At 69.6% G+C, this 24,425-nt stretch carries 18 protein-coding genes; 8 read left to right on the top strand and 10 right to left on the bottom strand.

Annotated features, from left to right (window positions below; genetic code table 11):
* Nucleotides 1-206 precede the first annotated feature (206 nt).
* The 3 genes from KEG38_RS41195 to KEG38_RS41185 all read right to left on the bottom strand — a co-directional run bounded on the left by KEG38_RS41195 (nucleotide 207) and on the right by KEG38_RS41185 (nucleotide 5,755).
* Nucleotides 207-1,382 carry a hypothetical protein gene (locus tag KEG38_RS41195; RefSeq protein WP_272426023.1) on the bottom strand — a complete coding sequence of 392 codons (1,176 nt, stop codon included), beginning with the start codon at nucleotides 1,380-1,382 and terminating at the stop codon, nucleotides 207-209.
* Nucleotides 1,379-4,129, bottom strand: coding sequence for a hypothetical protein (locus tag KEG38_RS41190; protein ID WP_272426022.1), 2,751 nt, complete (start codon nucleotides 4,127-4,129; stop codon nucleotides 1,379-1,381). The genes KEG38_RS41195 and KEG38_RS41190 overlap by 4 nt, the downstream gene beginning before the upstream one ends.
* A gap of 90 nt (nucleotides 4,130-4,219) precedes the next feature.
* Nucleotides 4,220-5,755, bottom strand: a complete 1,536-nt coding sequence (locus tag KEG38_RS41185; RefSeq protein ID WP_272426020.1) for an O-antigen ligase family protein — start codon at nucleotides 5,753-5,755, stop codon at nucleotides 4,220-4,222.
* An 84-nt stretch (nucleotides 5,756-5,839) separates the two neighbouring features.
* Between KEG38_RS41185 and KEG38_RS41180 the strand changes: the two genes are divergently transcribed.
* Both KEG38_RS41180 and KEG38_RS41175 read left to right on the top strand, forming a co-directional pair.
* A complete protein-coding gene (locus KEG38_RS41180) occupies nucleotides 5,840-6,436 on the top strand; it encodes a polysaccharide biosynthesis/export family protein (protein WP_272426019.1) in 597 nt (198 codons plus the stop codon).
* A 237-nt stretch (nucleotides 6,437-6,673) separates the two neighbouring features.
* Nucleotides 6,674-8,464, top strand: a complete 1,791-nt coding sequence (locus tag KEG38_RS41175) for a M4 family metallopeptidase (protein ID WP_272426017.1) — start codon at nucleotides 6,674-6,676, stop codon at nucleotides 8,462-8,464.
* A 52-nt stretch (nucleotides 8,465-8,516) separates the two neighbouring features.
* Here KEG38_RS41175 and def read toward each other — a convergent pair whose 3' ends face one another.
* Together def and KEG38_RS41165 are read right to left on the bottom strand one after the other, a co-directional pair.
* Nucleotides 8,517-9,110: a peptide deformylase gene (def, locus tag KEG38_RS41170; protein WP_272426016.1), complete on the bottom strand. Its 594-nt coding sequence runs from the start codon at nucleotides 9,108-9,110 to the stop codon at nucleotides 8,517-8,519.
* A gap of 20 nt (nucleotides 9,111-9,130) precedes the next feature.
* Complete coding sequence (locus KEG38_RS41165; protein ID WP_272426014.1) at nucleotides 9,131-10,123, bottom strand: hypothetical protein; 993 nt, start codon at nucleotides 10,121-10,123, stop codon at nucleotides 9,131-9,133.
* A 50-nt stretch (nucleotides 10,124-10,173) separates the two neighbouring features.
* Here KEG38_RS41165 and KEG38_RS41160 point away from each other — a divergent pair, with 50 nt between their 5' ends.
* Nucleotides 10,174-11,253 (top strand): glycosyltransferase family protein, encoded by a 1,080-nt coding sequence (locus KEG38_RS41160; protein ID WP_272426012.1) that lies wholly within the window; start codon nucleotides 10,174-10,176, stop codon nucleotides 11,251-11,253.
* On the opposite strand, the gene KEG38_RS41155 is transcribed toward KEG38_RS41160, so the two are convergent.
* Together KEG38_RS41155 and KEG38_RS41150 are read right to left on the bottom strand one after the other, a co-directional pair.
* Nucleotides 11,254-12,351: a hypothetical protein gene (locus KEG38_RS41155; protein WP_272426010.1), complete on the bottom strand. Its 1,098-nt coding sequence runs from the start codon at nucleotides 12,349-12,351 to the stop codon at nucleotides 11,254-11,256.
* Entirely contained in the window at nucleotides 12,348-12,611 is a 264-nt protein-coding gene (locus KEG38_RS41150) for a hypothetical protein (protein ID WP_272426008.1), read from the bottom strand. Before KEG38_RS41150 ends, KEG38_RS41155 begins: the two co-directional genes overlap by 4 nt.
* A 558-nt stretch (nucleotides 12,612-13,169) precedes the next feature.
* On the opposite strand from KEG38_RS41150, the gene KEG38_RS41145 reads away from it, so the two are divergent.
* Nucleotides 13,170-15,584: a DUF2169 family type VI secretion system accessory protein gene (locus KEG38_RS41145; RefSeq protein WP_272426007.1), complete on the top strand. Its 2,415-nt coding sequence runs from the start codon at nucleotides 13,170-13,172 to the stop codon at nucleotides 15,582-15,584.
* Between the two features lie 77 nt (nucleotides 15,585-15,661).
* Nucleotides 15,662-15,835, top strand: a complete 174-nt coding sequence (locus KEG38_RS41140; RefSeq protein ID WP_272426006.1) for a hypothetical protein — start codon at nucleotides 15,662-15,664, stop codon at nucleotides 15,833-15,835.
* Between the two features lie 3 nt (nucleotides 15,836-15,838).
* Here the strand turns inward: KEG38_RS41140 and KEG38_RS41135 are convergent, their stop codons facing one another.
* The gene (locus tag KEG38_RS41135; RefSeq protein WP_272426004.1) at nucleotides 15,839-16,615 is read right to left on the bottom strand and encodes a Stp1/IreP family PP2C-type Ser/Thr phosphatase; all 777 of its coding nucleotides are present in this window, start codon (nucleotides 16,613-16,615) and stop codon (nucleotides 15,839-15,841) included.
* A 61-nt stretch (nucleotides 16,616-16,676) separates the two neighbouring features.
* Between KEG38_RS41135 and KEG38_RS41130 the strand changes: the two genes are divergently transcribed.
* The gene (locus tag KEG38_RS41130; RefSeq protein WP_272426002.1) at nucleotides 16,677-18,059 is read left to right on the top strand and encodes an aldehyde dehydrogenase family protein; all 1,383 of its coding nucleotides are present in this window, start codon (nucleotides 16,677-16,679) and stop codon (nucleotides 18,057-18,059) included.
* Nucleotides 18,060-18,408: 349 nt separating this feature from the next.
* Here the strand turns inward: KEG38_RS41130 and KEG38_RS41125 are convergent, their stop codons facing one another.
* Together KEG38_RS41125 and KEG38_RS41120 are read right to left on the bottom strand one after the other, a co-directional pair.
* Complete coding sequence (locus tag KEG38_RS41125) at nucleotides 18,409-19,218, bottom strand: metallophosphoesterase family protein (protein ID WP_272426001.1); 810 nt, start codon at nucleotides 19,216-19,218, stop codon at nucleotides 18,409-18,411.
* 7 nt (nucleotides 19,219-19,225) lie between these two features.
* Nucleotides 19,226-19,549 (bottom strand): BolA family protein, encoded by a 324-nt coding sequence (locus tag KEG38_RS41120; protein WP_272426000.1) that lies wholly within the window; start codon nucleotides 19,547-19,549, stop codon nucleotides 19,226-19,228.
* Nucleotides 19,550-19,605: 56 nt separating this feature from the next.
* Here KEG38_RS41120 and KEG38_RS41115 point away from each other — a divergent pair, with 56 nt between their 5' ends.
* Together KEG38_RS41115 and KEG38_RS41110 are read left to right on the top strand one after the other, a co-directional pair.
* Nucleotides 19,606-20,106, top strand: a complete 501-nt coding sequence (locus KEG38_RS41115; protein WP_272425998.1) for a hypothetical protein — start codon at nucleotides 19,606-19,608, stop codon at nucleotides 20,104-20,106.
* Entirely contained in the window at nucleotides 20,106-24,398 is a 4,293-nt protein-coding gene (locus KEG38_RS41110; protein ID WP_272425996.1) for a hypothetical protein, read from the top strand. The genes KEG38_RS41115 and KEG38_RS41110 overlap by 1 nt, the downstream gene beginning before the upstream one ends.
* The last annotated feature ends 27 nt before the right edge of the window (nucleotides 24,399-24,425 follow it).

The following is a 24,425-nucleotide window of genomic DNA, read 5'->3' as shown; positions in this document are numbered from 1 at the left end:
GTCCTCCGAAGCAGACACGTCAGCGCTGCGGTTTTGACTGGCAAGCCCGTCGCCGGTCTTGACCTGGCCTGTTCGATGAACTGCGCGTTGCGCAGTTCATCGACCCCGGGTCCAGCGCTTGCGCTGGTCCGGGTCCAGGGGTGGACAACCCCTGGTCGGGGTCCGGGGTGAAACCCCGGCGCGACGCCGCTGCCGAACACCCTCTCTCAGGCCTGACAGGCGCGCGCTGCTGGCGGGATCTCGTAATCGTGGAATTCGAACGGGTCGCCGAGGCGGCCATCCATGGCGGCGCGGGCGATGTTGTACATTTCCCGCGCGGTCACGTAATGCACCCGGAAACCTTCCCGCTTTGCTAGCCAGGCCAGCGCCTCGTGAAAGCGACGCTGCGGGGCTCCGAGCAGACTGTCCGCCTCGTGCTCGGGTGCGCCGTGCGTCGAGAGCTTTACGAATGCCCATTCGGGTTTGCCTCGTACGGACACGCCCTGGTCGATCCAGCTTTCGAGTCGCGGCAGCGTTGCTGGATCCCGCGCCGTCAGGGCGCCTGCGTCGATTCTGAGTGGCAGCCCTGGTCCTTGCCGGAACGACAGCGCGAGTGGCCCCTGCATGCAGAGCACCCGCTCCATGCGACCGTCGCCTACGCTTGCTGGCCGCCCGCGCTCGTGTGCTTTGCGCCGCTTCACGTCGCCGGACGGATAATAGATGCTGTTCACGATGCGTGGCTGCGTCCGGTCTGGCGCTGATGGGAACGTGAAATCGGCGTAACAGCCGAGCTCGTGCAGCAGGTCGAGCTCGTCGTCCACGCCGCAATGGGCGCCGTCGGCGCGCGAATTTGCCAGACACCAGTTCCCGTGGATGAAGGCCCATCGATCCACGCCGCGCACCCGCGGCACCAGGCCGTGGCGGCTGAGCGATGCGAGTGTCCCCTCGAATTTTTCCCGCAGCGTGCTCCGCGTGTCCCGGTCGTGGTGCAGGTGCACCTCCACCTCGCCGAGGCCCATCGCTACGAGCTCGGCGATGGGCTCGACGAGCGCCGGATCGTACTGGTCGCCCGGATAAAAAAAGGTGTGCCGCGGGGGCCTGCCGTTCGAATCGCGGAATGACGCGGCGAGCGCGGGATATCCGCGCCGCCATGTCGCGACCCGGGCGAGACCGCGCGAGAGGGGCGCCGCGCCCGGGGCTTTCGCTTCGCCGGTCCAGAGAGGCTCGAAGTGATCGCAGATGGCCACGAGCACGTGCTTGGGCCGCGTCACCTCGCCGAAGACGAGCCGCTCGACGCCGCGGACGAGCCGCGCCTCGGCCCAGCTCCCCATCCATGGCGCGAGCTTCTCGGTCCACGGCGCGATCCGCCCCGCCACGGCTCTCTGCGCGGCCTCCACCTTCATGCGCTCGCCCTCCCCTTCCGCGCTCCGCCCTCCGTCCGCACGTCGTTCAGCACGACCCCGAACATGCGCCGGTCGCCGAGCTGCTTCGCGGCGCGCGAAAGCTCGCTGCCCTTCGTCATTCCCGCGCGCGCGAGGAGCAGACAGACGTCGCTCACGTCTTCGAGCACGTTCGCGTCGCCCGAGCCGAGCACTGCGCATCCGTCGATGACCACGTAATCGTAGCTCTCCTTCAGCGCATGCACGGCGCCCTCGAACCACGTCGAATGCAGCGCCGTCGGGAAGGCCGCCTCCGTCGCCGGCTCGGCGAGCACGTACAGCGAGGCGCCGATACGGAGCACGCTCCACGGCTCCCAGCGGCCGCTCATGTGCCGCCGAAGCTGGGCCGAGAAGCCCATTTCCTCGGGCACGTGCAGACCCAGCATCGAGGCGAGATGCGGCCGACCGAGGTTGCCCTCGACCAGCACGACCCGCGCGCGCTCGGCTTCGGCCAGGGTCATGGCGAGCCGCGCCGCGACGGCGCTCTTGCCCTCACCGATCCCTGGGCTCAGCACGCTCACCACGAGCGGGCCCTCGCCGCGTTTCTGCTCCAGCCTGTGCCGGAGCACGCGGAGCGCGCCGAGCACCGCGGGAGGCGCGCCGCGCACGAGCTCGAGCGCTCCTTCGTTTTCCGGGTCGAAGGGCGTCCCCACGACCTCGACCTCCGGCGCGAGCATCATCCCCGCGTTCGGATCCCGCAGCGAGAGCGCGGTAGGCGGTTCGTCTGCCGGCGGCTCGTATGCGGCTTCGTCGAGGAGCTCGGCCGGAAGCTCCTCGGCCGGCGGCTCCTCGGCCGGAGGCTCCTCGATCGGCGGCGCTTCGCTCTTCGCCTTTGCGAGGTAATCCGCGAGCGTCGCGCCGTAGGGCAGCGTTTGCATGCGGATCCGCTTGGGCGGCAGAGGATCCTCCTCGGGATCCGGGGCGGACGGCGGCGCGCCGAGCGGCATGACGCAGGGTTCGTCGGAGAGGGGCGCTTCTGCCTCCTCCATTCGAACTTCGATCGATCCGCTGTCCGGCGGCCGGCTCTTTGGCCCTGTGTCTTCGGGTTTTCGAGACGATGGCGGCGGCGGCCCCCACGAATCCCGCGTGGTGAGCGCCGTGCTCGTCTTCGGCTCCGGGATATGGGGCACCGATACGAGCAGCGGCGGCTCGCCGAGCGCTTCGACGTCACCCTCGTCGAGGATCGTCTCGCACAGGAGCACGCGCGAGCCCGCATACCCGAGCGCGAGGAACATCGCGAGGAACGATCCCGCGAAAAACACGCGGCCGCGACCGCGATCCGGCCTCACCGGCAGGTAGGCCGGATCCGCAATGACGAGCGCCGCTTCGGCCTCCTCTTCCGCAGCCGTCGCGGTCAGGCTCGCGCCGCGCTCCTTCTCCTGCACCTTGCGGAAATTCTCCCGCGCCCGCTCCAGATCGAGCCGCAGCTTGTGCCACTCGGTCTCGAGCTCCACGATTTCGGGATCACTCGGAACCTCGGGGGCCGCCTGCGTCCCCACGCTCGTGCCCGTCGTCGTCCCGGTGTTCGGCGCCGGATTCGTGGTCGTGGTCCTCCCGCGCGGCGCCGCCGTCTTGCTGCGCGCCGAGATCTGCGCGGTAATCGCGCGGCGCTCCTCCTCCAGCGCCGCGCGGCGACCCGGATCGATTCCTTCCCCATCGACCGGCGGCGGCGGGGCCCCGCCCGTGCGCAGGAGATCGAGCGTCTTTTCCGCCGTGGCGAGCGCGGCCCGCGCCCGCGCCACCTTCGATTGCGCGGAGATTGCGTCCGGGTGCACGGGCGTGACCTTCTGCAATTTCGTGGCGAGATCCGTCTCCGCCGCGGCGAGCGCCGCTGCGGCTGCGTCCCTTTGTTTCTGCGCGTCGGTCACGTTCACCGGCAGCGGCGGCGGCGCGCCCGGCTTGCCGGGACCGGCGAGCTCGGCGTCGATCTGCGCGAGCCTTTGGAACAGCCGCGCGAGCACCGGATCCACGTGCGCTCGTTCCCGGCTCGCCTGGCCCGCCTGGGGCGTGCGATTCGCGGGATTCGGCTGCGCCAAGGGGGCCGCCGCGCCCGGCTGCGGCGCTGTCGGGGCGTAAGGCGAATCGTTGATGCCCCAGGTGAATTGCGGGTGCTTGGCGAGGAAGCGCGCGAGCGCCCGGCTCGCGTCCTCGACCGTGCGATTCGCCTCGTCGAGCTCACGACGCAACACATCGTGGTTCAGCGCGGCCGTCGTGAGGTTGTCTTTGCTGTAGTCCTCGATCATCACCTCGGCGAGCCGTTTCGTGACGGCTTGCGCCGTGGCCGGATCGTGGTGCGAGAAGGACAGCGCGAACGTGTCCTGGGTGCGGGCGCGGAAGGAGACGTTCTTCTGCATCTCCGCCACGGCCTCGAGCATCGACTTTTCGGCGAGCTCCGGATAAAGATCGAATTCCTGGATGATCGAGGAGATCGTGCCACGCGCGAGGACGATCTCCTTCAAGCGCGGGCCGAGCCGCGCCGCGCGTTGCGCCGCGCTCTCGCCTTCCCTGCCCGCCCGGACGACCTCGCGGTACACGACCGTCGTCTCGCTCCGGTAAATGCGCTTCGTGGAGAGCGCGAGCAAGAGCGACGCGAGGACGAGCGCCGCGGCAATGGCGATCGTGCTCCGCGCATACCTGCGCGTTCGTTTCATGAGGACGACGATCCGCGCGAGTCGCTCGCGTGGTGTGCTCTCGGTGCTCAGGCGGACCATCTGCTCCCTCCGCGCTCGGGCGCGAGGAGCCCTCCGGCAATGACCATGCTCGGCGCCTCCTCGCTCACTTGTTTGTCGAGAACATTCAATTCAGCCAATCACGTGCAGCACGATCCACACGAGCGGGAAGAGCAAGAGGCAAGCCGCGCAGACGGTCGCGGCTTCGCGCAGGTCGATGCGCACGGAGAACCGCGGATCCTCTGCGCGCGCGGCCTGGTAGAGCGCCGCGGAGGCGCCGAGCAGCATGTAAAGAAACTCCTTGTACGACCACGACAGGAAAAAGATCCCGACGTATGCCCCGATGAGCGAGATCGCGATCGCCGGCGCGATGCGACGGAGCTCCGCGTCCACGTCGTACGAGCCGAACCACAATTTGACGGGCACCTTGAGTGCGCCGTAAAGCACGAGCGAGAAGAGGCAAGCCCCGATGATTCCCGTCTCCGCCGCGGCGAGCAGGTAGCTGTTGTGCGCCGTGAGCCCGCGCGTCGATTCGTCGGCGAATTGACCAACCCCGAAGCCGATCCCCTTCGATCGACGGATCATCGTGAGCGCCTCGGCCACGAGATCGAGACGTTCGTCCGCGGACGCCTCTGCTTCCGCCCCGCTCCGACCGCCGAGCAGGAGCACGGGCGGAAACGCGATGCAACCAATGACGACGCCGAAGACGCCTGCGCGCCTTATGAAGGCGAGGCCCATCACGACGAGGAAAACGAGGACGCCCATGCGTGACTGGGAAAGGACGATCATCACCGCGAATGCGAGCGCGAGGAGGAGCGCCGGGACGACGCGGAAGAACGAACCGATGCTGGCGAGCAGTCCGTCGGTGAGCAGGATCGGGAGCCTCAGCGACGCGGCGCTCGGCTTCTGGTTCGGATCACGTGATGAACGTTTTCGTTCGGCGAACGCGAGCGCGAAGGGCAAGGCCATCACGGCGGCGAGCGAGAGCTCGTTCGGATCGGCGAGCGTGCCGCGATAACGTACACGCCCGCCGATCGTGGCCGTGCCGAACGGCCCGACCCGCTCGCAACGGTAATTCACGTCCGGCAGCCCGTCCTTGCGACAATCGAGCGCGGTCTCGCAGCCGCGCCCGTCGTACTGGAGCTCGCCTTTGCCTTCCCAGTCGCCCTTTTCCGCGATCATGCAGCCATAAGGACTCTGGGACTGGACGAGCGCGACCGTCGTGGCGAACATCATGCAAACGAGCAGCGTCCAGCAAAAACGCCGGAGCCCCTTCGTCGTGCCCAGGCCGAGCGCGATCACGCCGAAGATGCAGAGCACGATGGCGAGGTCGATTCCCTCTTTTTGCAGGACCGCGGGCCTGCGCACGAGCGTGACGAGCGCCCCCCACAGAAAAAATGCGAGGACGAAGGGCGCGTGCGGCGGGAGATCGACCCGGGCGCGACCGCGCAGGACGTCCGAGGCGAATGCCACGGTGAAGAGCGCGAACACGATGTAGAGGAGCGGCAGCCCGGCGAGGGCCGGCACGAACTCCTGGGGCTTCAAGACGACGAGCGCGCAGAGCACGCACACGATGATCGCGGCCATGTCCCCCGAAGGCGCGCGTTCGAGATGGCTCTCCGCGGCGCGCGTGGCCTCTTTCGTAGCAGGGGATGGCGCTCCGAGCATTCGGGATCACCCTTTGCCACGGGTGAACGTGCTCGTCGGAGGAAAGCCATGGATGTGCACCAAAAGAAGAGAATCGCCCGGGGCGTGAAAGGACGATTCGCGCGGGGATGCCTGCTCCTCCTTGGGCTCGCGGCCTCGGCGAGCTGCGGCGGCGCGCGCCCGAACTACGATTACACGACGGAATTACGCGTCATGCGGACGTACACCGTCGGCGCCGGGGACGTGCTCGAGGTGCGCGTCTGGCACAACGATCAATTGAGCCGCAGGGTCACGGTGCGTCCCGACGGATTCGTCACGCTCCCGCTCGTCGGCGACATCGTCTGCGGCGGAAAGACCGTGGAGCAGATCGGCAAGGAGATCACCGAAAAGGGCCAGCAGTTCTACACGGAGCCGCTGGTCGTGTCCGTCGAGGTCGCGGAGCTCCACAGCTATCGCATTTACGTGCTGGGCGAGGTCACGCGTCCGGGCGAGTTCACGCCGACGGGGCAGGTCACGGTGCTGCAGGCGATCGCGCTCGCCGGTGGATTCACGCGTTTTGCCGCGCCGAACGAGATCGTCATCGTGCGCAAGGACGCGCACGGCGAGCGGCGGATCCCGTTCGCGTTTTCGGCCGTGGTGAAAGGCGGAGATCTACGCGAGAATTTGCCGCTCCTGACGAATGACACCGTGGTCGTTCCATAGGGCACACCTGGTAACTCCGGAGTGCACCCTGGGCGTTCCAGTTGGGATGCACGATTCCCACAAAATAGCAGATGCAACGCCGTTGCACTGATTCGTAGTAAAATTCACCCATTACGGATGAATTTCGGCTGCGACGCAGATCGGTATTGACATCAATCGAGAAAAAAAGGAAGGTCCGCATTCTCCGGACCACCGGATCCGTCCGCTCCCACCTTTTTCTCGTCGAGGTGTCAGCCCATGCGTAATCGTCGCCTTGCCACGCTCGCTCCCCTGACGTTCCTCCTCGCGGCCTGCGCCGTCGACGGCCAGGACGTCGACAATCAGGCCGCTTCTCAGGACGTCTTCGCCAGTCGCGACGATCAGGCGATGAAGCTCGCCGGCGACATCGGCATCGAGAAGGTCGCCGAGCGCGAGATCGCCCGGGGCGCAGGGGACCTCAAGGTCGAGCGCGTGCACATCGACGACGCTGGCGAGGCCGTCACGCGCGTCGCCCAGTCGATCAACGGGATCCCGGTCTTCGGCGCCCAGGCCGTCGTCGAGCTCGATACGCGCGGCGACGTGAAGCAGGTGCACGATTACCTCGAGCGCAACCTGCGCGTCGAGCCGGCCACGATCTCCGAGGCCGAGGCGATCAAGATCGCCTACGCGTCCGTGGACGGCGTGGTCTCGCGGACGCGCAAGGCGGACATGCAGATCCTCGCGCGCAAGCAGCTCGGCGCGGTGGCGACGCACCGGATTGAGCTCGAGGCGACGAACCACGACGGCTCGCCCTCGATGCCCGTGATCTTCGTCGACGCCCGCACGGGTGAGATCGTCAATAGCTACGACAACCTCCAGACCGCGAGGAACCGCAAGACGTACACGGCGGCCAACAAGACGACCCTGCCCGGCACGCTCGTGCGCTCCGAGGGCCAGACGTCGGTCGCTGACGCCATCGTCAACGCGGCGCACGACAACGCCGGCATCACGTACGACTTCTACTTCAACAACTTCGGCCGTGACAGCTACAACGGCTCGGGCGCGACGCTCACGTCGAGCGTTCACTACAGCAACAGCTACGTGAACGCCTACTGGGACGGCACGCAGATGGTGTACGGCGACGGCAACGGCACCGACTCCTCGGCGCTCACGGTGCTCGACGTCGTGGGCCACGAGCTCACGCACGCGGTCACGGAATACGGCTCGGGCCTCGTCTACCAGAACGAGTCCGGCGCGCTGAACGAGGCCATGTCCGACATCTTCGGCGCCTCGATCGAGGTTTACCGCGACGGCGCGGTATCCGGGAACACCTGGAAGATCGGCGAGGAGTGCTGGACGCCGGGCACGGCGGGCGACGCGCTCCGCTACATGAACGACCCGGCGATCGCGGGCGATTACGACTACTACCCGACGCGCTACACGGGCACGTCGGACAACGGCGGCGTGCACTGGAACTCGGGCATCGCGAACCTCGCGTTCTACCTCGCGGTCGCCGGTGGCTCGCACCCGCGCGGCAAGACGAGCAACGTGGTCACCCCGCTCGCGTCGAACGCCGTGGAGAGCATCCAGAAGGGCGCGGCGATCTTCTACAAGGCCAACACGTCCTGCCTCGGCCCGAACGCCAAGTTCAGCGACGCGCGCTCCTGCACGGTCGACGCGGCGAACACGCTCTACGGCGCGGCCGCGGCGCAGACGATCGCCGACGCCTGGACCGCCGTCGGCGTGGGCGCCGCTCCGACGTACGCGCTGATCGGCCAGGTGAACAGCATTTCGGTCGGCTCGAAGAAGTGGAGCACGACGTACACGCAGGCGACGCCGGCCGGCTCCAAGGCGCTGAAGATCGAGATCTCCGGCGGCACGGGCGACGCCGATCTCTACGTGCGCTTCGGCAGCGCGCCCACCTCGGCGAGCTATACCTGCCGTCCGTACCTCGAGGGCAACAACGAGGTCTGCGAGTTCGTCCCGCCGCAGAGCGGCACGTACTACATCAAGCTCTACGGCTACGCGGCGTCCTCGGGCATCACGCTCAAGACCTACTCGGCCCAGTGATCCCGGACGGGCGCGCGTTCCTCGGGTCAAACGAAGGCACGCGCGCCCTCCCTCACTCCACGCCAAACACCTTCTTCACCTCGTCGACGGGCGTCTCCAGCCAGCGCGCGCCCATCTCGTCGTTGCACGAGAGCGTCCGCGAGATCATGCGATCCACGTAGAGCACGCCGCGCAGGTGATCCACCTCGTGCTGCAGGATGCGCGCGGGCCAGCCCCGCGCCTCCCAGCGCAGCGGCTCGCCTTTTTCGTCGAAGCCCGTCACCTCCACGGCAAAGTGCCGCTCGACGAGCGCCATGTAGCCCGCGACGGACAGGCAACCCTCGAAGTACGTCGCCGTCTCTTCGCCGATCACGCGCAGCTCGGGGTTGATGATGACCGTGAGCGGGAACGGGGCGCGGCCGCGCTCTTCGCGTTGCTCTTTCGTGAGGCGCGCCATGCGGCTGTTGTCGTCCTCGAGCACGATCACCTGCAGGCCCACGCCGATCTGCGGGGCGGCGAGGCCCACGCCGGGCGCCTGACGCATCGTCTCGACCATTTTCTTCACGAGCAGGCGCATGTCCCGGCTCTTGATCTGATCTCTCGCGACGGGCGCGGCGGCGGCGCGGAGGACGGGGCTTCCGGCTTGTACGATCTTGGGCTTCGACATCGGGACGCGGGATCGTGCCCTCACCCGCGCGTCCGGCGCAAGGAACCGGCCACGCCGAGCAAACGCGACGCCCCGCGGCCGAGCTTTTCCGTCGCGCGGCTTTTCCACGTCGCTTCGGGCAAACGCGGCGCGGGCTCGGTGCAGGCGAACGCGTCGAGCCACGCCTCCCAGGGCGGCCGGCGGAGCACGCCGCCGAGGTCGAAGAGCGTGAGATGTTCGAGGCCCGCCGCGCGCGCGATGGCCACGTCGTCGGCGAGCTCGGACGCCGAACGGTACGTGGCCTCGTCCCCGAGCGCCCCCTTCCCCACCGCGCCGAGCGACACGCCCGCCCGCGCCCCGAAGCGCGCCGCGGCGAGGCGGCACGAGGACGCGAGCAGCGGCCGGACATCGTTGCGGGTCAAAAGGCCCCGCGAATAACCTTCGATCAGCGTGGTGTAGACCATCACGCTCGCGTGATCCCAGCCGATGGATCCGACCGGCGTGCCGAGCCATCGTTCGAATCCCAATGTTTCGTCGTCAAAAAGAATGAGCGGGATGACCGCGGCCGAGACACGGATCGACGTGGGGACACGCGCGCCGAGGTCCTGCACGAGGGCGCCGAGGATCGCCGCACCGTCCTCCGGATGCGGCGCGCTTCTCGCGGGTGGGTCGAGCCCGAGGAGGCGGCGGAGGCGGTCGATCGGCGGTTCGAGATCGAGGGCGATTTCCTCGGGCAGGGCAGAGGCGGCGTCGAGCTCGTCGACGAGCGTCCGGACGTACGCGGCGAAGCGGGCCGCGTTGTCCACGCTCGCCCAGCGTCCGGCCGCGTCCGTGAGCATCGGCCAGACGGCGAACGAGAGTCCCGCGTCCCTCGCGGCCTGGGCGAGCCGCACGAGATCGGCGCGCGGGCCCGGCTGCGCCGCGACGATGAGGCCGATCTTCCGCTCGGCGAGGGCCCCGAGCACGGCGGGCGCCGCGATCTCGGCGTGCGTGACCATCTCGCACCAGATGCGAAGGCCGCGCGGGGCCGTCATGCGCGCCGGAGCCTCGACCCCCACCGTGCGGATCGATAAACTCTTCGCCCATGAAGATTCTCTACGGGGTGGTGGGCGAGGGCATGGGGCACGCGATGCGCTCGCGCGTGGTGCTCGAGCACCTGGTCGGCCAGGGGCACGAGATCGAGATCATGGCCTCCGGGCGGGCCGCCGAGTTCCTCACGAAGCGGTTTCTGGGCGTCAACAAGATTCACGGCTTCCACATGATCTACGAGGAGAACCGCGTCCGTCGGGGCAAGACGTTGTTCTCGAACGTGACGCAGGGCGCGGCCGGGCTGCCCAAGAACATCGCGGCGTACTTCGAGCTCATCCAGGCGTTCCGTCCCGAGGTCGTGATCAGCGATTTCGAGTCGTGGACCTACCTGTTCGCCAAGACGCATGGATTGCCCATCCTGTCCATCGACAACATGCAGATCATCAACCGGTGCACGCACGGGCCCGACATCATCCGCGGGGACGATGCGGACTTTACCGTGACGCGCCTGTTCATCAAAGGAAAACTCCCGTTCTGCGACCATTACCTCGTCACGAGCTTTTTCCGCCCCCCGATCCGCAAGCCCCGCACGACGCTCTACCCGCCGATCCTGCGCCCCGAGATCCTCCGCGCGAACCGGCGCGACGGCGAGCACTTGCTCGTCTACCAGACCGCCGAAGGAAACGACGCGCTCGCCGATACGCTGCAGAAGACGGGCCTCGAATGCCGCATCTACGGCATGCGCCGCGGGATTCAGGAGGAGCAGGTCGAGGGCAACCTGCGGTATCGGCCCTTCAGCGAGGACGGGTTCATCGACGACCTCGCCTCGGCCCGTGCCGTCATCGCGGGCGGCGGTTTTACGCTCATGGGGGAGGCGGTTTTCCTCCACAAACCCATGCTCGCCGTCCCCATCCGCCACCAGTTCGAGCAGGTCCTGAACGCGCGGTACTTGGAGCGCGAAGGGTTTGGCCGGTCCGCGGCCTCGCTCGCGGATCCGGCCACGATCCTCGATTTCGTGAAGGTCGTGCCCGCATGCACGGAGAAACTCGCCGCGTATTCCCAGAATGGGAACCAGGATCTCTTCGACGGCATCGACGGGCTGCTCGATCAGGCCGCGGCGGGCGTGCTGTCCTGATCAGAAGAAGTAGCGGAGGGCCAGACGTCCGCCGAGCGCGCGGGTCGGCGGGCCGGGCGAGATCGTGTCTCCGGCGGCGCGCCTCGCTTGCGTAAAACCGTACGTCCCGACGAACCCCAGTGTGAGCGCGTCGCGCCCCGTGTAATACACGCCCGCCGCGACGCGCTCGGTCGTGTAGGCCATGGGCGCGCCGCCGAGTAGCTCGGCATTGCGGCGATCGAGGCCTCGGTTTTCGCCGCGCTCGAGCACCGCTTCGAACATCGCTCCGAGCGGCGCGAGGGGCGCGAGGTCGACCGAGGCGGCGACGGACGCCGCATACGAGCGCGGTGACATGTGGGAATCGAGGCCCGGGCCGCCGTGCAGCCGTGTATCGAGGGCCTCGCCGCCGAACGAAGCCTGAAGGCCCACGTGCCGGCCGAATGATTTCGCCGCGCTCGCGTACGCGTGCACGCCGAACGATCGCTCGTCCACGCGCATCGCCCCGGCCCCGTCGAAATTCTTGAACGCGCAGCCGAGGTCCCCGGCGACCAGGCAGATGACACGCGCCCGATCCCGCATCGCCGCGTCCGCCTCGCGCATCATGGCGTCCACGAGCCCGGAGGGACGCGCGCGCACCCCGCCGGCCATGATCAGGCCCGCGCGCAGGCCGACCGAGAGGCCGAGCGATTCACTGTGCAGAGCCTCGAAGCCGAGGTGCGGGCGGATCTCGTAGCCCGTGCGGCCCCCATAATAATAGGTTGACGCCGCGTCGCCACCGATGCCCAATTGAAAGACTGCGCGCGCCCCGATCTCCGCGCCGCGCACCGGCGCGATTCCCACGGCGAGCCGCTCCTCGAACAGGAAAAGCTTCTGGCCGTCGCGGGCGGGGAGCGGCAGGCGCATCGGGCCCGTGGGCGGGGCGCCCGCGCCGTCCTGGACGCGCATGCCCATCGAGGTGTCGATTCCGACGTGGGTGGTGGTGAACGGGCCTTCGAGCAGCACGGGCGGCTGGAATGTGTGGCCCTCGAGGGTACGCGCCGCGGCCGCTCCGTATCCCACCTCGGCGCGCCCGGATGGAGCGACGAGGAGCGCGGCGAGGGCCGCGGCGCAGGCGATCACTTGAGCCGGCAGGCCTTGGTGCTGGTGCCGGTCACGCCGTTGCAGGATTCGCTCGCGGCGCAATCCGTGTCTTGTGTGCAGACCTTGAGGCACTGCGGCTCCGTGGCCGTATCGCTCGGCTTTCCGCAGATCGCGTCGTCGACACATTCGTCCGCCGCACCCTCGGTTTCGCATGGCTCCCCCACCTCTGCCGCGGAACATGCAAGCAGAACGGTGGTGAAGGAAGCGAGCGCCAGCGCGACGAGGCTATTTTTGAGCATGAATGTCTCCTTTCGACAGGGGCGTCAGACTATCGTTCGGGCCGCCGTATACGCTCTCCTTTTCTGTCGAGAACGTGCATTTTTCTGGTCACGCCGGTGACCACGACGGAGGCCCCGCCATCGAAACGAAACACGCGGTCGTCACGGAAATGGTTCAATGGCCGGCGCGCCCGTGCGTCGGCCCGCATGCGCGGGCAATGGTCGCGCGGGGGTACGCATCGCCCCTAGGGCGTCCCCTTCCGGCGCGACGGATCGTGGGACGCCGGGCGTGGTCGGGGTGGGACGGGAGAAACGGAGAAGTCGGGCAGTATGGACGGACCGCTCTCCCGCCAATGGGTTGTCGCACGCGCGGCGGTCGGTCGCGGCTGCATTCGGCCCGACGCACCGCAGCGTCTCGCGCCGTACTTGCGTCCGCTGGATCGGGCAAATCCCACGTTGCGCCGCATGTGTGACAATTGTCACACTCGATGGAGCGGAAGAGCTCGAGGGCACGAAAGATTCGGGGATCCCGCGAGGAAATCTTTCCCAACCTGCTCGCGTTAAGCTACCCTCCCCGCATTGGAGATCGTCCGACTCTGCCCATTCAGCGTCGCCACCGTGGTGTGGGAAGAGCGCCCCGGCGGCTATCGCCTCACGATCGGGGTGAAGGCGACGTTCACGCTGGTCCATGGCGAGACGGCCCTGCTCGCGCCGAAGCAGGACACGGCGCACGGCGATATCTCCTGGGATCACAACCCGCAAGCGGCGCTCTTCGCGCCGAGTGACTTCGTCCCGTACAAGCCGAAGCTCGACGTCGCGTTCTCGGGCCGCGCGTTCGCCCCCGGCGGCGTGCCGACCGAGATCGTCGTGCCGCGCCTGCGCGTGGGGCATTTCGAGAAGTCACTGCGCGTCTGCGGGCCACGCGTGTGGATGCCCGGGCACACGGGCAGCCTGCGTCCGAGCGCCCCCGAGCGCTTCTCCGCGATCCCGCTCCGTTACGAGCTCGCCGCGATGCAAGGCGAGAACATGAGCGGCATCCCCACCGGCGCCGGGAGCGCGGGCTGGCCCTTGCCGCGCATCGAGACGAGCGAAACGTGCCCGCCCAACGCGACGCCGGGCTTCGGTCCGCTGCCGATCCGCTGGCGCGCCGAGCACCGCGGCGCCCCGGACGATGCCGTGACGTTCGCGCGCCGCATCCGCTCCGAGCACGCGACAGCCCCCGACTCGCTCCCCTTCTCGCTCTTCAATTGCGCCCCGATCGAGCAACAGATCGACGAGCTCGAGCCCGCGCCCGTGATCGTGCTCGAACACCTGACCCGCAAGGCCTCGCGCTTCGAGTCGAAGCTGCCGAACATCCGCCCGCGCGTGTTTTACGCGCACAAGGGTTCGCTCCGGCCATTCGAGGTCGACCTGCGTCTCGACACGGTCTGGATCGACGGCGTGCGCCTCGTGGCAGTCGTGTCCTGGCGTGGATCGACGCCGGTGCCCGAGCCCGAGGAGCACGCGCTCGGCCGGATCATCGTGGCCTCCGAGAGCCCCGAGATGACCGTGAGCCTCGAAGACGTGGAGTCACCCCCCGTCCCGCCCGAGGACTCGAGCCCGAGGCCCATCCTGCCCCGCCCCTTCGAGGGCGAGATCGCCGAGGACGAGGGATACACGCTCCTGCCGAGCGCGCCCGTGCAGCACACGCCGGAAGAGTCGGCACAGCTCCCGGTCGAGCCGCTCGCGCTCAGCAGCGGGGGCGGCCTTCCCGCGCGCCCGCGCGACAGCTCGGTGCCGATCCCGCCGTCGGGAGAGCGCCTCATCGAGGATCGCGCGTCGTCGAGGTTCGTCGTGGACGCGGCCTTCCCTGGACCGACCCAGCTCGTCGAGCGCGCCACGCGCGCAGAGGTCGCGCACGTCGAGACGTCGTGGGAGACGGACGTCTGGCCGGGCGACGCGGCCGCGATGCGGCTTTCGCCTCCCCCCACGCCGACGAGCGTTTCGCAGGGCGAGCACACGCCGGGCGAAGAGGAAGAAGATCCGGCCGACCGCGCGCCCGCAACCGCACGCACGGGAACGACAAGCCCGCCGCCGGCGGAGAGCTTCGGTGTGATCACGGAGCGCGACACGCTCGCGCCGCCGACGCTGGTGCCGAGCACGCGAAAGACGGGGACACTCGCGCCGCCTCCCACGTTGCCCGGCGGGGCCGTCGCCGCGAGTGGTCGTCTGCTCGACGCGCCGCCCACGACCCAGCGCGCCCCCGCGCTTCTCACGTGGACCGATTCGAAGGGCCCGTCGGTCGCGGCGCCCGTGAGCGCAGCGCCCGTCTCGCCAGTGGAGAACGCAGCCTTCTTCGCGGCGTCGCCCGTGGCCTCGTCCGGCCCCGCCCTGCCCTCCGCGCCGATCACGCCGTCGCCGAAGCCTTCGGTCGTCTCGGTCGAGACGCCGCGCCCGTCGGGCGATCGTCGCCGTCCCTCGACGGCGAGCATGGCCGCGCCGCTGCTCATGGCCGCGGACCTGCCACTCGAGCAATGCGCGACCGTGGCCGCTCGCATCGATCGCCGTCCCGAGGAGCGCGCCCGCATCCTGTCGGAGATGGGTTTGTCCGAGCAGCGCTGGGTGTCGACCGAGCGGACGTGGATAGGCGCGATCCGCGCCGAGACCGAACAAGGTCGGTGCGAGCTGCGGCTCGCCTACGATCGAGCGTACGTGCAACAGCTCGAGATCGAGCGAGGCGCGCTGGAGATCGCCGACTACGCGCGGCTGATGTTCTCGGTCGAGCACAGCGACGCCGACGTGGTGCTCGCGGAGCTCGGCCTCGCGCGCATCTGTCTCGTCCGGATCGAGCGTGTCTGGCAGGAGCGCATGGAGGCCGATCCGGCCTTCCGGGTGCGCGTGCGGGAGGCGCTCGCCTCGGCGCGCCGGGCCTACGCGCGGGTGCACCCCGACGGCCGCGGCGCGACGTACGCCGAGGCCGCCACGCCCTCGCGGCCACGGTCGAGTGATCGATGACGTGATCGATGACGTGACCGCGCCGTGAAGAATTGACGCCTTTCCCGCCGGCCCAACGTGAGCGGTGGGAGGCGAAGATGAACGCACCGACCGCGATCCTCGCCGCCGCGAACGTGTTCGCGGCGCAGATGGAAGAAACGAGCGAGGCCGCCAGGACCCGATCGCCGTGGTTCTGGGTGGTGCTCTTGGTGATCGCCGTGCTCGCGCTCGCCTGGTATTTCCGGGCCGGGACGATCAGCCGGAGGCCGTAGTCCTCAGGCGCGCGCGAAGTTCGCGCGGCGGCCGGCCCAGGGCGGATCGTCTGGCTCGATGCGGATGAGCACGACCGTGATGTTGTCGCGTCCGCCGTTCGCGTTCGCCGTCTCGACGAGGCGTGCACACGCCTCGGTGAGGATCGCGTTGTCGCGCACGATGGCGGCGATCTCCTCGTCGGACACGAGCCCGTGCAGGCCGTCGGAGCAGAGGACGAAGACGTCGTGCGGCTCGACGCGCTCGGCGCGCAGGTCGACGTCGACCGTCGGGCTGATGCCGAGCGCGCGCGTGATGACGTTCTTCGGCAGGTACTTGAGATCGAGCTCGGTGAGGTCGGGCCGCTCGAGCAGCGCGTCCGAGATGAGCGAGTGGTCGCGCGTGAGCTGCTTGATCTCGTCGCCGCGCAGTCGGTAGCAACGGCTGTCGCCCGCGTGGGCCACGAAGAAGGTGCGATCGTCCGGCGCGTACGCGCCCGCGACGACGGTCGTGCCCATGCCGCGGTGCAGGCGTGAGTCGTCGGCGCGGGCGTAGATCTTCGCGTTCGCCTCGAGCACGGCGGCGCGGAGGCGCTGGCCGACGGTCACGTCGTGCTTGCACTCGTTGCGGAAGTACTTGGCGATGGAGCTCGCGGCCATGCGGCTCGCTACCTCTCCGGACTGATGTCCACCCATGCCGTCCGCGACGACGAACACGTTGAACTCAGGCAGAAGGATGAAGCGATCCTCGTTGTGGTGCCGCTGTCTGCCCACGTCGGATAGGCCTGCCGCGACTGCTCGCATCCGCCGCGTATTGTACGAACATTTCCTGGCCGACGAACAGGCCCTAAGTCCAAGCTTCCCCATGCTGGAGCTCGTCGTCGACAATCCCTACACCCTCGACGTGGCCTTCAGGCGGCCCCTCGCCGAAGCCGGCGAGGTCGACCAGGCCCTCGACGCCGCCCGGGCCGCCGCCCGGGCCTTTGGCCTTACGCCGGTGAAAGACCGCGTGGCCCTGTGCCTCGCGGCCGTTTCGCGCATGGAAGGGCGGGCCGACGCCATCGCGGCCGACATCACGGCCATGATGGGCAAGCCCCTGCGTCAGGCGCGTGGCGAGGTGAGCGGGATGGCCAAGCGCGCCCGGTACATGGCGAGCATCGCGGAGGCGTCGCTCGCGGACACGGTTTTGCCGCCCCAGGAGGGCTTCGAGCGGCGGATCACGCGGGCCCCGCTCGGGGTGGTGTTCAACCTGCCTGCATGGAACTACCCGCTGCTCACGGCCGTGAACGTGGTGATCCCGGCGGTGCTCGCGGGGAACGCGGTGATCCTGAAGCACTCGCCACGGTCGCCGCTTTGTGGGGAGCACTTCGCCGACGCACTGCGTGATGCGGGGGCGCCGGCCGGGCTTGTTCAGGCGCTGCACTGCGATCACGAGATGGCGGGGCGCATCGTGGCCGATCCGCGGGTGGATCACGTGGCGTTCACGGGCTCGGTGGCGGGCGGGCACAAGGTGTACGCCGCGGCCGCGGCTGCGCGTTTCGTCGACGTGGGGCTCGAGCTCGGCGGCAAGGACGCGGCGTACGTGGCGGCGGATGCCGATCTCGACAAGGCGATCGAGAACATCGTCGACGGTGCTTGTTACAACGCGGGCCAGAGCTGTTGCGCGGTCGAGCGCGCATACGTGCACCGGAGCCTCTACGAGAAGTTCGTCGAGGGGTGTCTCGCGCTCATGAAGACCTACCGTCTCGGCGATCCGATGGCGGCCGAGACGAACATGGGCCCGATCGCGCAGCCGCATCACCCGGCGTTCATCCAGGGGCAAATCGATCGCGCGGTCGCCGCGGGCGCGAAGGTTCTCTTGGGAGGCAAACGAACGCAGGTGGACGGGCGCGGGCGTTTCTTCGAGCCCACGCTGCTCGTGAACGTCGAGCATCGGATGGACGTGATGCGCATCGAGACGTTCGGCCCCGTGCTGCCGATCATGCCCGTCGACTCGGACGAGGAGGCAGTGCGGCTGGCAAACGACAGCGATCTCGGCCTGACGGCGAGCGTCTGGACACGTGATCGGGAGCGAGCCGAACGGCTCGCGCAGCAACTCGAGGTGGGCACGGTCTACATGAACCAGTGCGACACACTCGACCCGGCCCTGCCGTGGACCGGCGTGAAGGACAGCGGCAAGGGCTCGACCCTGTCCGCACTCGGCTTCCTGCACCTCACGCGGCCGAAGGCGCTGAACTTCAAGCTGTGAGCGGGGCGTTGCCCCGCACCCCAGCAGGGGGCTGTCCGCCCCCTGCACCCCGGACCAGGCACGGCCTGGACCGAGGGCGGAAAAACCGCGCGATGCGCGGTTTTTCCGACGGGCCTGTGGCAAGACCACGAGCGGCGTTGCCAGCGGAGACAGCAGCGCTGCCCACCCTCAACAGACACGTCAGCCTTGCTGTCTTGGCTGGCCAGCCCGTCGCCGGTCTTGCCTCGGCCTGTTCGATGAACTGCGCATCGCGCAGTTCATCGACCCCGGGTCCAGCGCTTGCGCTGGTCCGGGTCCAGGGGTGGACAACCCCTGGTCGGGGTCCGGGGTGAAACCCCGGCGCTGCGCTTCACGCCTCGAACTGGTACGTCGCGCGCTCTGCGCCCTCGACCTTCACGACGATGCGGTTTGGCTCGAGGTGCACGACGGCGTGCGCGGCGGCGGCGCGGCCGGGTGCGTCGTCGTCGAGGTTCTCGATGAGGCTCTGCAGCGTGACGAACGGGATGCTGTCGATCACGTCGAGGTGGTTCCAGTGCAGGTGACCGTTGAAGACGGCGCGCACGATGCCGCTCTCGCGCAGGATCGTGCGGAGCGCGCGGCGCTCCTCGACGAGGCAGATGTGGGGCGAGCCCTCGAACCAGCGGTTGCCGCGGAGGTCCTGATCGGCAGCGCTGTGGTGCATGAGAACGACGGTCGGCGCGTGGGCTCGGGCGAGATCCTCGCGCAGCCAGCGGAGCTGCTCTTCGCCCACGGTGACGTCGCGATCCTTGCGCTCGCGCGTGTGGAGCACGACGAAATGGAAGTTGCCGCGATCGAACGAGTGGTAGAGACGATCGAGGTCGGGGCGCTGCCAGACCGCGAGGAGCTCGGTCGGGGCGAGGTGTGCGGTGTCGTGGTTGCCGGCGACGTTCACGAGCTCGGCGCGCGCGCCTCGCAGGAGGTTCACGCATGCGGCGTAGCGGGCGAGGTCGGCGTCGTGGTCTTCGTCCTCGATGTCGTCGCCGAGGTTCACGACGAGGTCGGGCTTTACGACGTCGTTCATGCGGGTGACGAAGGCCTTCGCGAGACCGGGCGCGCTGCGCGTCAGCTTGCGCAGCTTGCCCGCGAATCCAGCTTCGGGGCCGAAGTGGAGATCGGTGATCAGGCCGAGCGTGAGCATGCCGAACTCACTTCTTGTCGTGCTTCGAGCCGCCGAGACAGGGCGGCGACTGGAAGCCCTGACCGCCTTCGGCCTCGTACTGCGCGGGTGTGAGCGCGCGGAGCGTGAGCGCGTGCAGGCCCGAGCGCAGCTCGACCGCGAGGGCCGTGTGCACCTTGCGATGCCTGTCGATCGTGCCGAGGCCCTCGAAGGCGGGGCTCACGACGAGCACCTTGAAGTGCGTCTCGGAGCCCGCGGGCACGTTGTGGTTCTTGCTCTCGTTCTCGACCGCGAGGAACACGGGCGTGAGGGCCTCGGTGAGCTTCTGCTCGATTCTCTCCTGGCGTGACACGCGGCGAGCTTAGCGCATCCCTCCCATCCTGCTCGGGCCTGGGTTACAAAGGCGCGATGACACGCTTTCCGCATGCTTTCTTGCGCTCCTTGCGCGCCTCGGGGCCCTCGCTCGTCCTCTGCGCGGCCCTGTTCGCCGGCTGCTCCGAGGAGAGCGACGACACCACCACGGAGACGACCAAGACCGACCCGCCCACGATCTCCCTCAAGAGCCCCGCGGAAGGTGCCTGCGTCTCGATCGGCGAGACGCCGGACGTGCGGATTCCCTTCGTGCTCGAAGTAAAAGCGCTCTTCCTCAGGCCGCCCGGGTCCTGCGGGGACACGGAGGCGTGCGGGCACCTCGAGCTGTCGGCAAACGGCAAGGTGGTGAACCGCGGATCGGGGACCGTCGTGGACTTCCCGATGATCGGCGTGGCGGATCGCTATGACACGTTCAACGTGGAGATCGTCGTCGTGGACGACGAGGGCGAGCCGCTGCAGGGCGGCGAAGGGAGCGTGCTCCGCGTGACGCGGACGATCACGACCGCGCCGTCGTGCGACACGGGCGGAGGTGCGTGATGCAGGCGCGACGCACGGAACGAAGGCGCGGCGCGGCGCGGGGGGGCGTCGCGGCGATGGCGTTGATCCTGGCCGCGGGGAGCTGCGGATCCGGGACGACCACGCCCCCGAAGGCAAGGACGGACTCTGCGTTCCGTTGCGATGCGAGCGCGCTCGACGCGTGCGAGCGGACGATCGCCGCGGCCTCGAACGAGGGGCGCGAGGCGCGCGTGCTGCAGGACGCGCTCGAGGCGTATGGCGAGGCGCGCGCGAAGCGGGATCCGAACGACCCGTGGGCCGCGCTCATCCGAAGCGCACGGCAGCAGGAAGGCACGAAGGTCGCGCTCGTGCTCGAAGCTTTCGCCGAGGTGCCGAGCGGCGCTGCGCCGGCTGCGGCGTTCGTCGCGCGTACCGCCGCGCTGCCCGCGCCTGCCGCGCTCGATGCGCCGCGCTTGCTCGCCCTGCTCGGCGAGGCGGCCGGGTGGGAGACGATCGTCCGCGTGCGGGGCAGCCCGGCCGAGGTGACGTACGTCTTCCCGCACGATCCGCTGCGGCCCTTGATGGCGGGGCTCTCGCCGGTGGTGCGCGACGACGCGTCGCTCGCGCGCCTCGGCGCGACCCTCGAGCTCGCGGCCTCGGTCCGGCGCGCCGCCGATCACGCGTCCGCTTTCCGTTACGTCGACGCGGCGCGCGAGGCTTCGATTCTCGCCGCTCTCGTGCGCGCCCAGCCGGTCGACGCCGAGCCCCGGATGCGCGCGCGGTACTTGCTCACGCTCCTCGAGAGCGCCGGCATCGTGCTCATGGCGCCCGCGAGCGAGGACGCCAGCGCCGGCGTGGACGAGGCTCCCGCGGCGACGGCGACGCCGCACGGCACGCCCTACGGCGACCTCTTGCGCGTGCGGGCCGCGAAGGACGCGAGGGCGGCCTGGAAGGCGCTCGGCGAGCGGATCCTCGCGGCCGCGCCGGAGGCGAAACGCGAGGGCCTGCGTGCGCTCTTCGGCCCCGAAGAGGCGTGCCTCTCCGCCCCGCCGCCGAACTTCCAGGGGCCCGACGATCTGGTCTTCGCGTACACCGTCGGCCGCTCGCTCACGCCCGCGCTCTCGCTCGACGCGACCCGGAAGAACGTCCTTCCGCTCGCCGAGTGGCTGCCTCGGTACGACGCCTTCGTCCGCGCCGTGGACGAGGCCCGCACGACCTGGACCCACGCCTTCGCGCTCACGCAGCAGCGCGGCGAGGTCTCGGGGGTCTCGCTCGCGCAGACGCCCACCTACCGGCGCGTCTCCACCCTCGTCTCCGCGCACCTCGCGGCGCTCGCACAGCTCCACCAGGCCTACCCGGACCGGATGCACTCGATGAGCGTGGTCACCCTCGCCTACGCCCCCGGCCTCATCGCCGATGCGCCGCTCCGCGACGCGCTCGTCGACCTCTTGCGGCGCTCGATCGAGGATCGACTCGCGCGCGCGAAGGACGCCTCCGAGATCTTCGAGGCCGCCTTCACCGGCGCCATGGCCGCGACCGCGTATCCGCAGGCGATCCAGAGCGCGTTCTACAACGGCCTCTTCGGCGCCTTCCGCCAGAAGCTCGACGGCGATCTCGCACGCCAGAGCGGCTGGGGCGTGGCCGGCCTCTTCACGGCCGACGTGCTCATCCGTTTGCTCCTCGGCGCGCAGCCCGACCTCGACGCGGCCGCCGCAGAGGTCGGCCGCGCCCTCTCCGATCCTTCCGTCTCGCGGCGCCCGCTCGCGCGCCTCGCCTCCAGCGTGGCCCAGTACCTCGCGCTCGGGAGCGGCAAGAAGCTCGACCCCGAGGCCGCCGATCCCGCCCGCTTCCCCGCCGATCGCAAGGCCGCGCGCGACGCCCTCCGCGACGCCATCGCCGGCCTCGCGGAGGCTGCCGAGCCCATGCCCGCGGCCCTGCTCGAGGACGTCACGACCCTTGGGGATCAAACGATCACCGCGCTCGCCACGATCCTCCTCGACAAACCCTCCGGGCCCGGACCCGTGTGCAGCAGCGCGAAGGGAGGCCCGAGCCCGGAGGCGCGGCGGGTCCTCGCGCGGATCGGCGACGTGCGAAGGCGCATCCTCGCGAGCCCCTCGTACACCAAGGGCGAGGGCGCGACCGTGCGCCGCGCGCGCTTCGTCGTGACCATCCTCTCGGACGCGATCGACCTCGTGTCGCGCAAGAACAAGGCCGATCCGTTCACCTTCGTGATCCCCGCGGCCGACGCCGAGCGCGCCGTCTCGGCCGGGCTCGCCGAGTGGGACGAGCGCACGTTCGCCGACGCGACCGCGGCGATCTACGGCCTGACCCGGACCTACCTCGCCGCGCCCACGACCGCGTCGATCGACCCCACCCGCGTGAAGAGCCTCCTCGCCGCGCTCGCCGCGATCTTCCGCGACGATCGCGCCGGCACCTCCGTGGGCCTGCTCGACGAGCTCGCCCGCGCCGCCGCGGCGGAGAAGAACCACAGCGGGCTCGACACGCTCCTCGTCTCGCTCTCCAGCACCTTGCGGACGAACGGCAAGCCCGACCAGGCCGACCTCTGCCTGCTCGGCGGTGTGCTCGTCTCCGTCGCCACGAACAGACCGCCCCCGGACGCCGCCATCGCCTCCTCCAGCGCCTCCGAGCTCTCGTGGGCCCTGCGCTTCGAGCGCGAGGTCTTCCGCGCGGGGAACGGCGAGCTCCCGAACCCGAACGAGTACGCCGCGGGGATGCGCGGCGCCGTGACGCGGGCCTGCGAGGATCCCGGGGCCGCCGACGCCGTGGTCAGCGTGATGGACACGATCCGCCTCGCGAACGCGGGCGAACGCAACCAGGCCCGCGAGAGGCTCGACGCGTTCCTCGCGAAGGCCGAGTCGAGTGGTCTCGTCATGCCCCGCATGTCGTACCGCTACGAGGAGAAGACCTTCTCCAAGGTCTTCAACGTGAACATCGACGTCTCCTTCGGCGCCGGCCTCCTCGAAGACTCGTCGACCTTCCAGGTGGGCCTCGGCGTGCGCTCGCCCGGCGCGCCCGGGGGCTCGTTCGTCGCGCGCCTCGCGCCCGTCGCGGGCCCCGAGCGCGACACCGAAGCCGCGCGTTACTACGTGCACGCCGCCGCCATCGCCGCGGCCTACCACTTCCTCGACGGGGACACCGAGCGCGGCGCCTCGGCCGCCTCCCGCGCGATCGACGCCGCGATCTTCGGCGCCCGCCTCGGCGGCCGATCCCTCGGCCCGCCCGACCCGAAGACCCTCGCCGCCGACGCCCGCGCGGTCCTCGCCGTCGCCGCCGTGCTCGCTGCCGACGCCGGCATGCCCCTGCTCGCCGGCGACCTCTGGTCCCTCGTACGCGCCACGCTCGAAGGCGACGCCGACGACGCCACGTTGCGCGACGTCCTCGCGACCACGCCGGTCGCCTTCGCCCGCATGCCCGCGGTCAAACCCGTCCTCGAACGCGCCGCGCGTGCCCTCGCCGTGCTCGGTGAACCCCTCGCATGCACCGAGGACAAGGTCGAGCTCGGTGGCTACGAGGCGCCCGCGTGTGACGCCTACTCGCTCGCCCTCTCGCTTCGCGCCGGAGGCGCGCTTCGCAAGCTCCCGCGGATCCGCCGCGGTGACACCGGCAAGGCCTGCGCCGGCCCCCTGCCCGCCCTCGATGCGTTCCTCGGCGGCATGGAGCAGAAGAACTACGACCCCGACGCGTTCACCCGCGCCACGCTCGAGCTCTCCTCGGCCGGCCGTGTCTACGACGCCGCCGTCCTGCTCGCCCGCCAGCGCCAGCCGACCCACTGCAACCCGAGCCTTATCACGGCCGCCCGCTCGATCGGCCGGTCGAAGCTGCTCGGACCGAGCCTCCGCGCCGATACGCTCAGCGTCGCCGTCAACTGCGCCACGCTCGACGACACAGCGCTCGACGATCTCGCCGCGCTCGATGCGGACACGGCGGCCCTCTCCGATCGCAGCCGCAACCTCTCGGTGCTCGTCTTCGCGACCGAGCTCGGCCTCGCGCGGAGCCGTTGGGACGTGCTGGCCAAGCTCGCGCGGAGCCCCACGTTCGTCTCGCGATGGCTCGACACCACCCCGCAGGCGTCGCTCTTCGCTCTCGTTCTCGCGCACGCCGCGGCCATCCTCGCGAAGGAGCCCGCCCTCGCCGAGCCCGCTTCGCGTTCGTACGATCTCTTCTGCGTCACGCTCCCGCCCGCGGACAAGGCCGCCTGCGAGGCGGTCCGGGCCATGCAAAAGCCCGAGACGGATCCCGAGGTCCGGGAAAAACGCGCGCGGGAGGCGGTCTCGGCCGCGCTGCAAAGGATCACGCAGAAGGCCCGGCGATGATATCGTCCGCCCGCTTTTTGGCCCGCC

This window comes from Polyangium jinanense (assembly GCF_028435265.1).
GTDB classification, from domain to species: domain Bacteria; phylum Myxococcota_A; class Polyangia; order Polyangiales; family Polyangiaceae; genus Polyangium; species Polyangium jinanense.
This window is presented reverse-complemented; position numbering and strand designations above follow the sequence as displayed.

What these genes read in the sequence shown, in the direction of transcription:
- KEG38_RS41165 (WP_272426014.1), bottom strand. Translation starts at nt 10,123, where the DNA reads ATGACGGCCCCGCGCGGCCTTCGCATCTGGTGCGAGATGGTCACGCAC.
- def (WP_272426016.1), bottom strand. Translation starts at nt 9,110, where the DNA reads ATGTCGAAGCCCAAGATCGTACAAGCCGGAAGCCCCGTCCTCCGCGCC.
- KEG38_RS41135 (WP_272426004.1), bottom strand. Translation starts at nt 16,615, where the DNA reads ATGCGAGCAGTCGCGGCAGGCCTATCCGACGTGGGCAGACAGCGGCAC.
- KEG38_RS41175 (WP_272426017.1), top strand. Translation starts at nt 6,674, where the DNA reads ATGCGTAATCGTCGCCTTGCCACGCTCGCTCCCCTGACGTTCCTCCTC.
- KEG38_RS41115 (WP_272425998.1), top strand. Translation starts at nt 19,606, where the DNA reads ATGACACGCTTTCCGCATGCTTTCTTGCGCTCCTTGCGCGCCTCGGGG.
- KEG38_RS41160 (WP_272426012.1), top strand. Translation starts at nt 10,174, where the DNA reads ATGAAGATTCTCTACGGGGTGGTGGGCGAGGGCATGGGGCACGCGATG.
- KEG38_RS41130 (WP_272426002.1), top strand. Translation starts at nt 16,677, where the DNA reads ATGCTGGAGCTCGTCGTCGACAATCCCTACACCCTCGACGTGGCCTTC.
- KEG38_RS41195 (WP_272426023.1), bottom strand. Translation starts at nt 1,382, where the DNA reads ATGAAGGTGGAGGCCGCGCAGAGAGCCGTGGCGGGGCGGATCGCGCCG.
- KEG38_RS41110 (WP_272425996.1), top strand. Translation starts at nt 20,106, where the DNA reads ATGCAGGCGCGACGCACGGAACGAAGGCGCGGCGCGGCGCGGGGGGGC.
- KEG38_RS41190 (WP_272426022.1), bottom strand. Translation starts at nt 4,129, where the DNA reads ATGGTCCGCCTGAGCACCGAGAGCACACCACGCGAGCGACTCGCGCGG.
- KEG38_RS41185 (WP_272426020.1), bottom strand. Translation starts at nt 5,755, where the DNA reads ATGCTCGGAGCGCCATCCCCTGCTACGAAAGAGGCCACGCGCGCCGCG.
- KEG38_RS41125 (WP_272426001.1), bottom strand. Translation starts at nt 19,218, where the DNA reads ATGCTCACGCTCGGCCTGATCACCGATCTCCACTTCGGCCCCGAAGCT.
- KEG38_RS41140 (WP_272426006.1), top strand. Translation starts at nt 15,662, where the DNA reads ATGAACGCACCGACCGCGATCCTCGCCGCCGCGAACGTGTTCGCGGCG.
- KEG38_RS41150 (WP_272426008.1), bottom strand. Translation starts at nt 12,611, where the DNA reads ATGCTCAAAAATAGCCTCGTCGCGCTGGCGCTCGCTTCCTTCACCACC.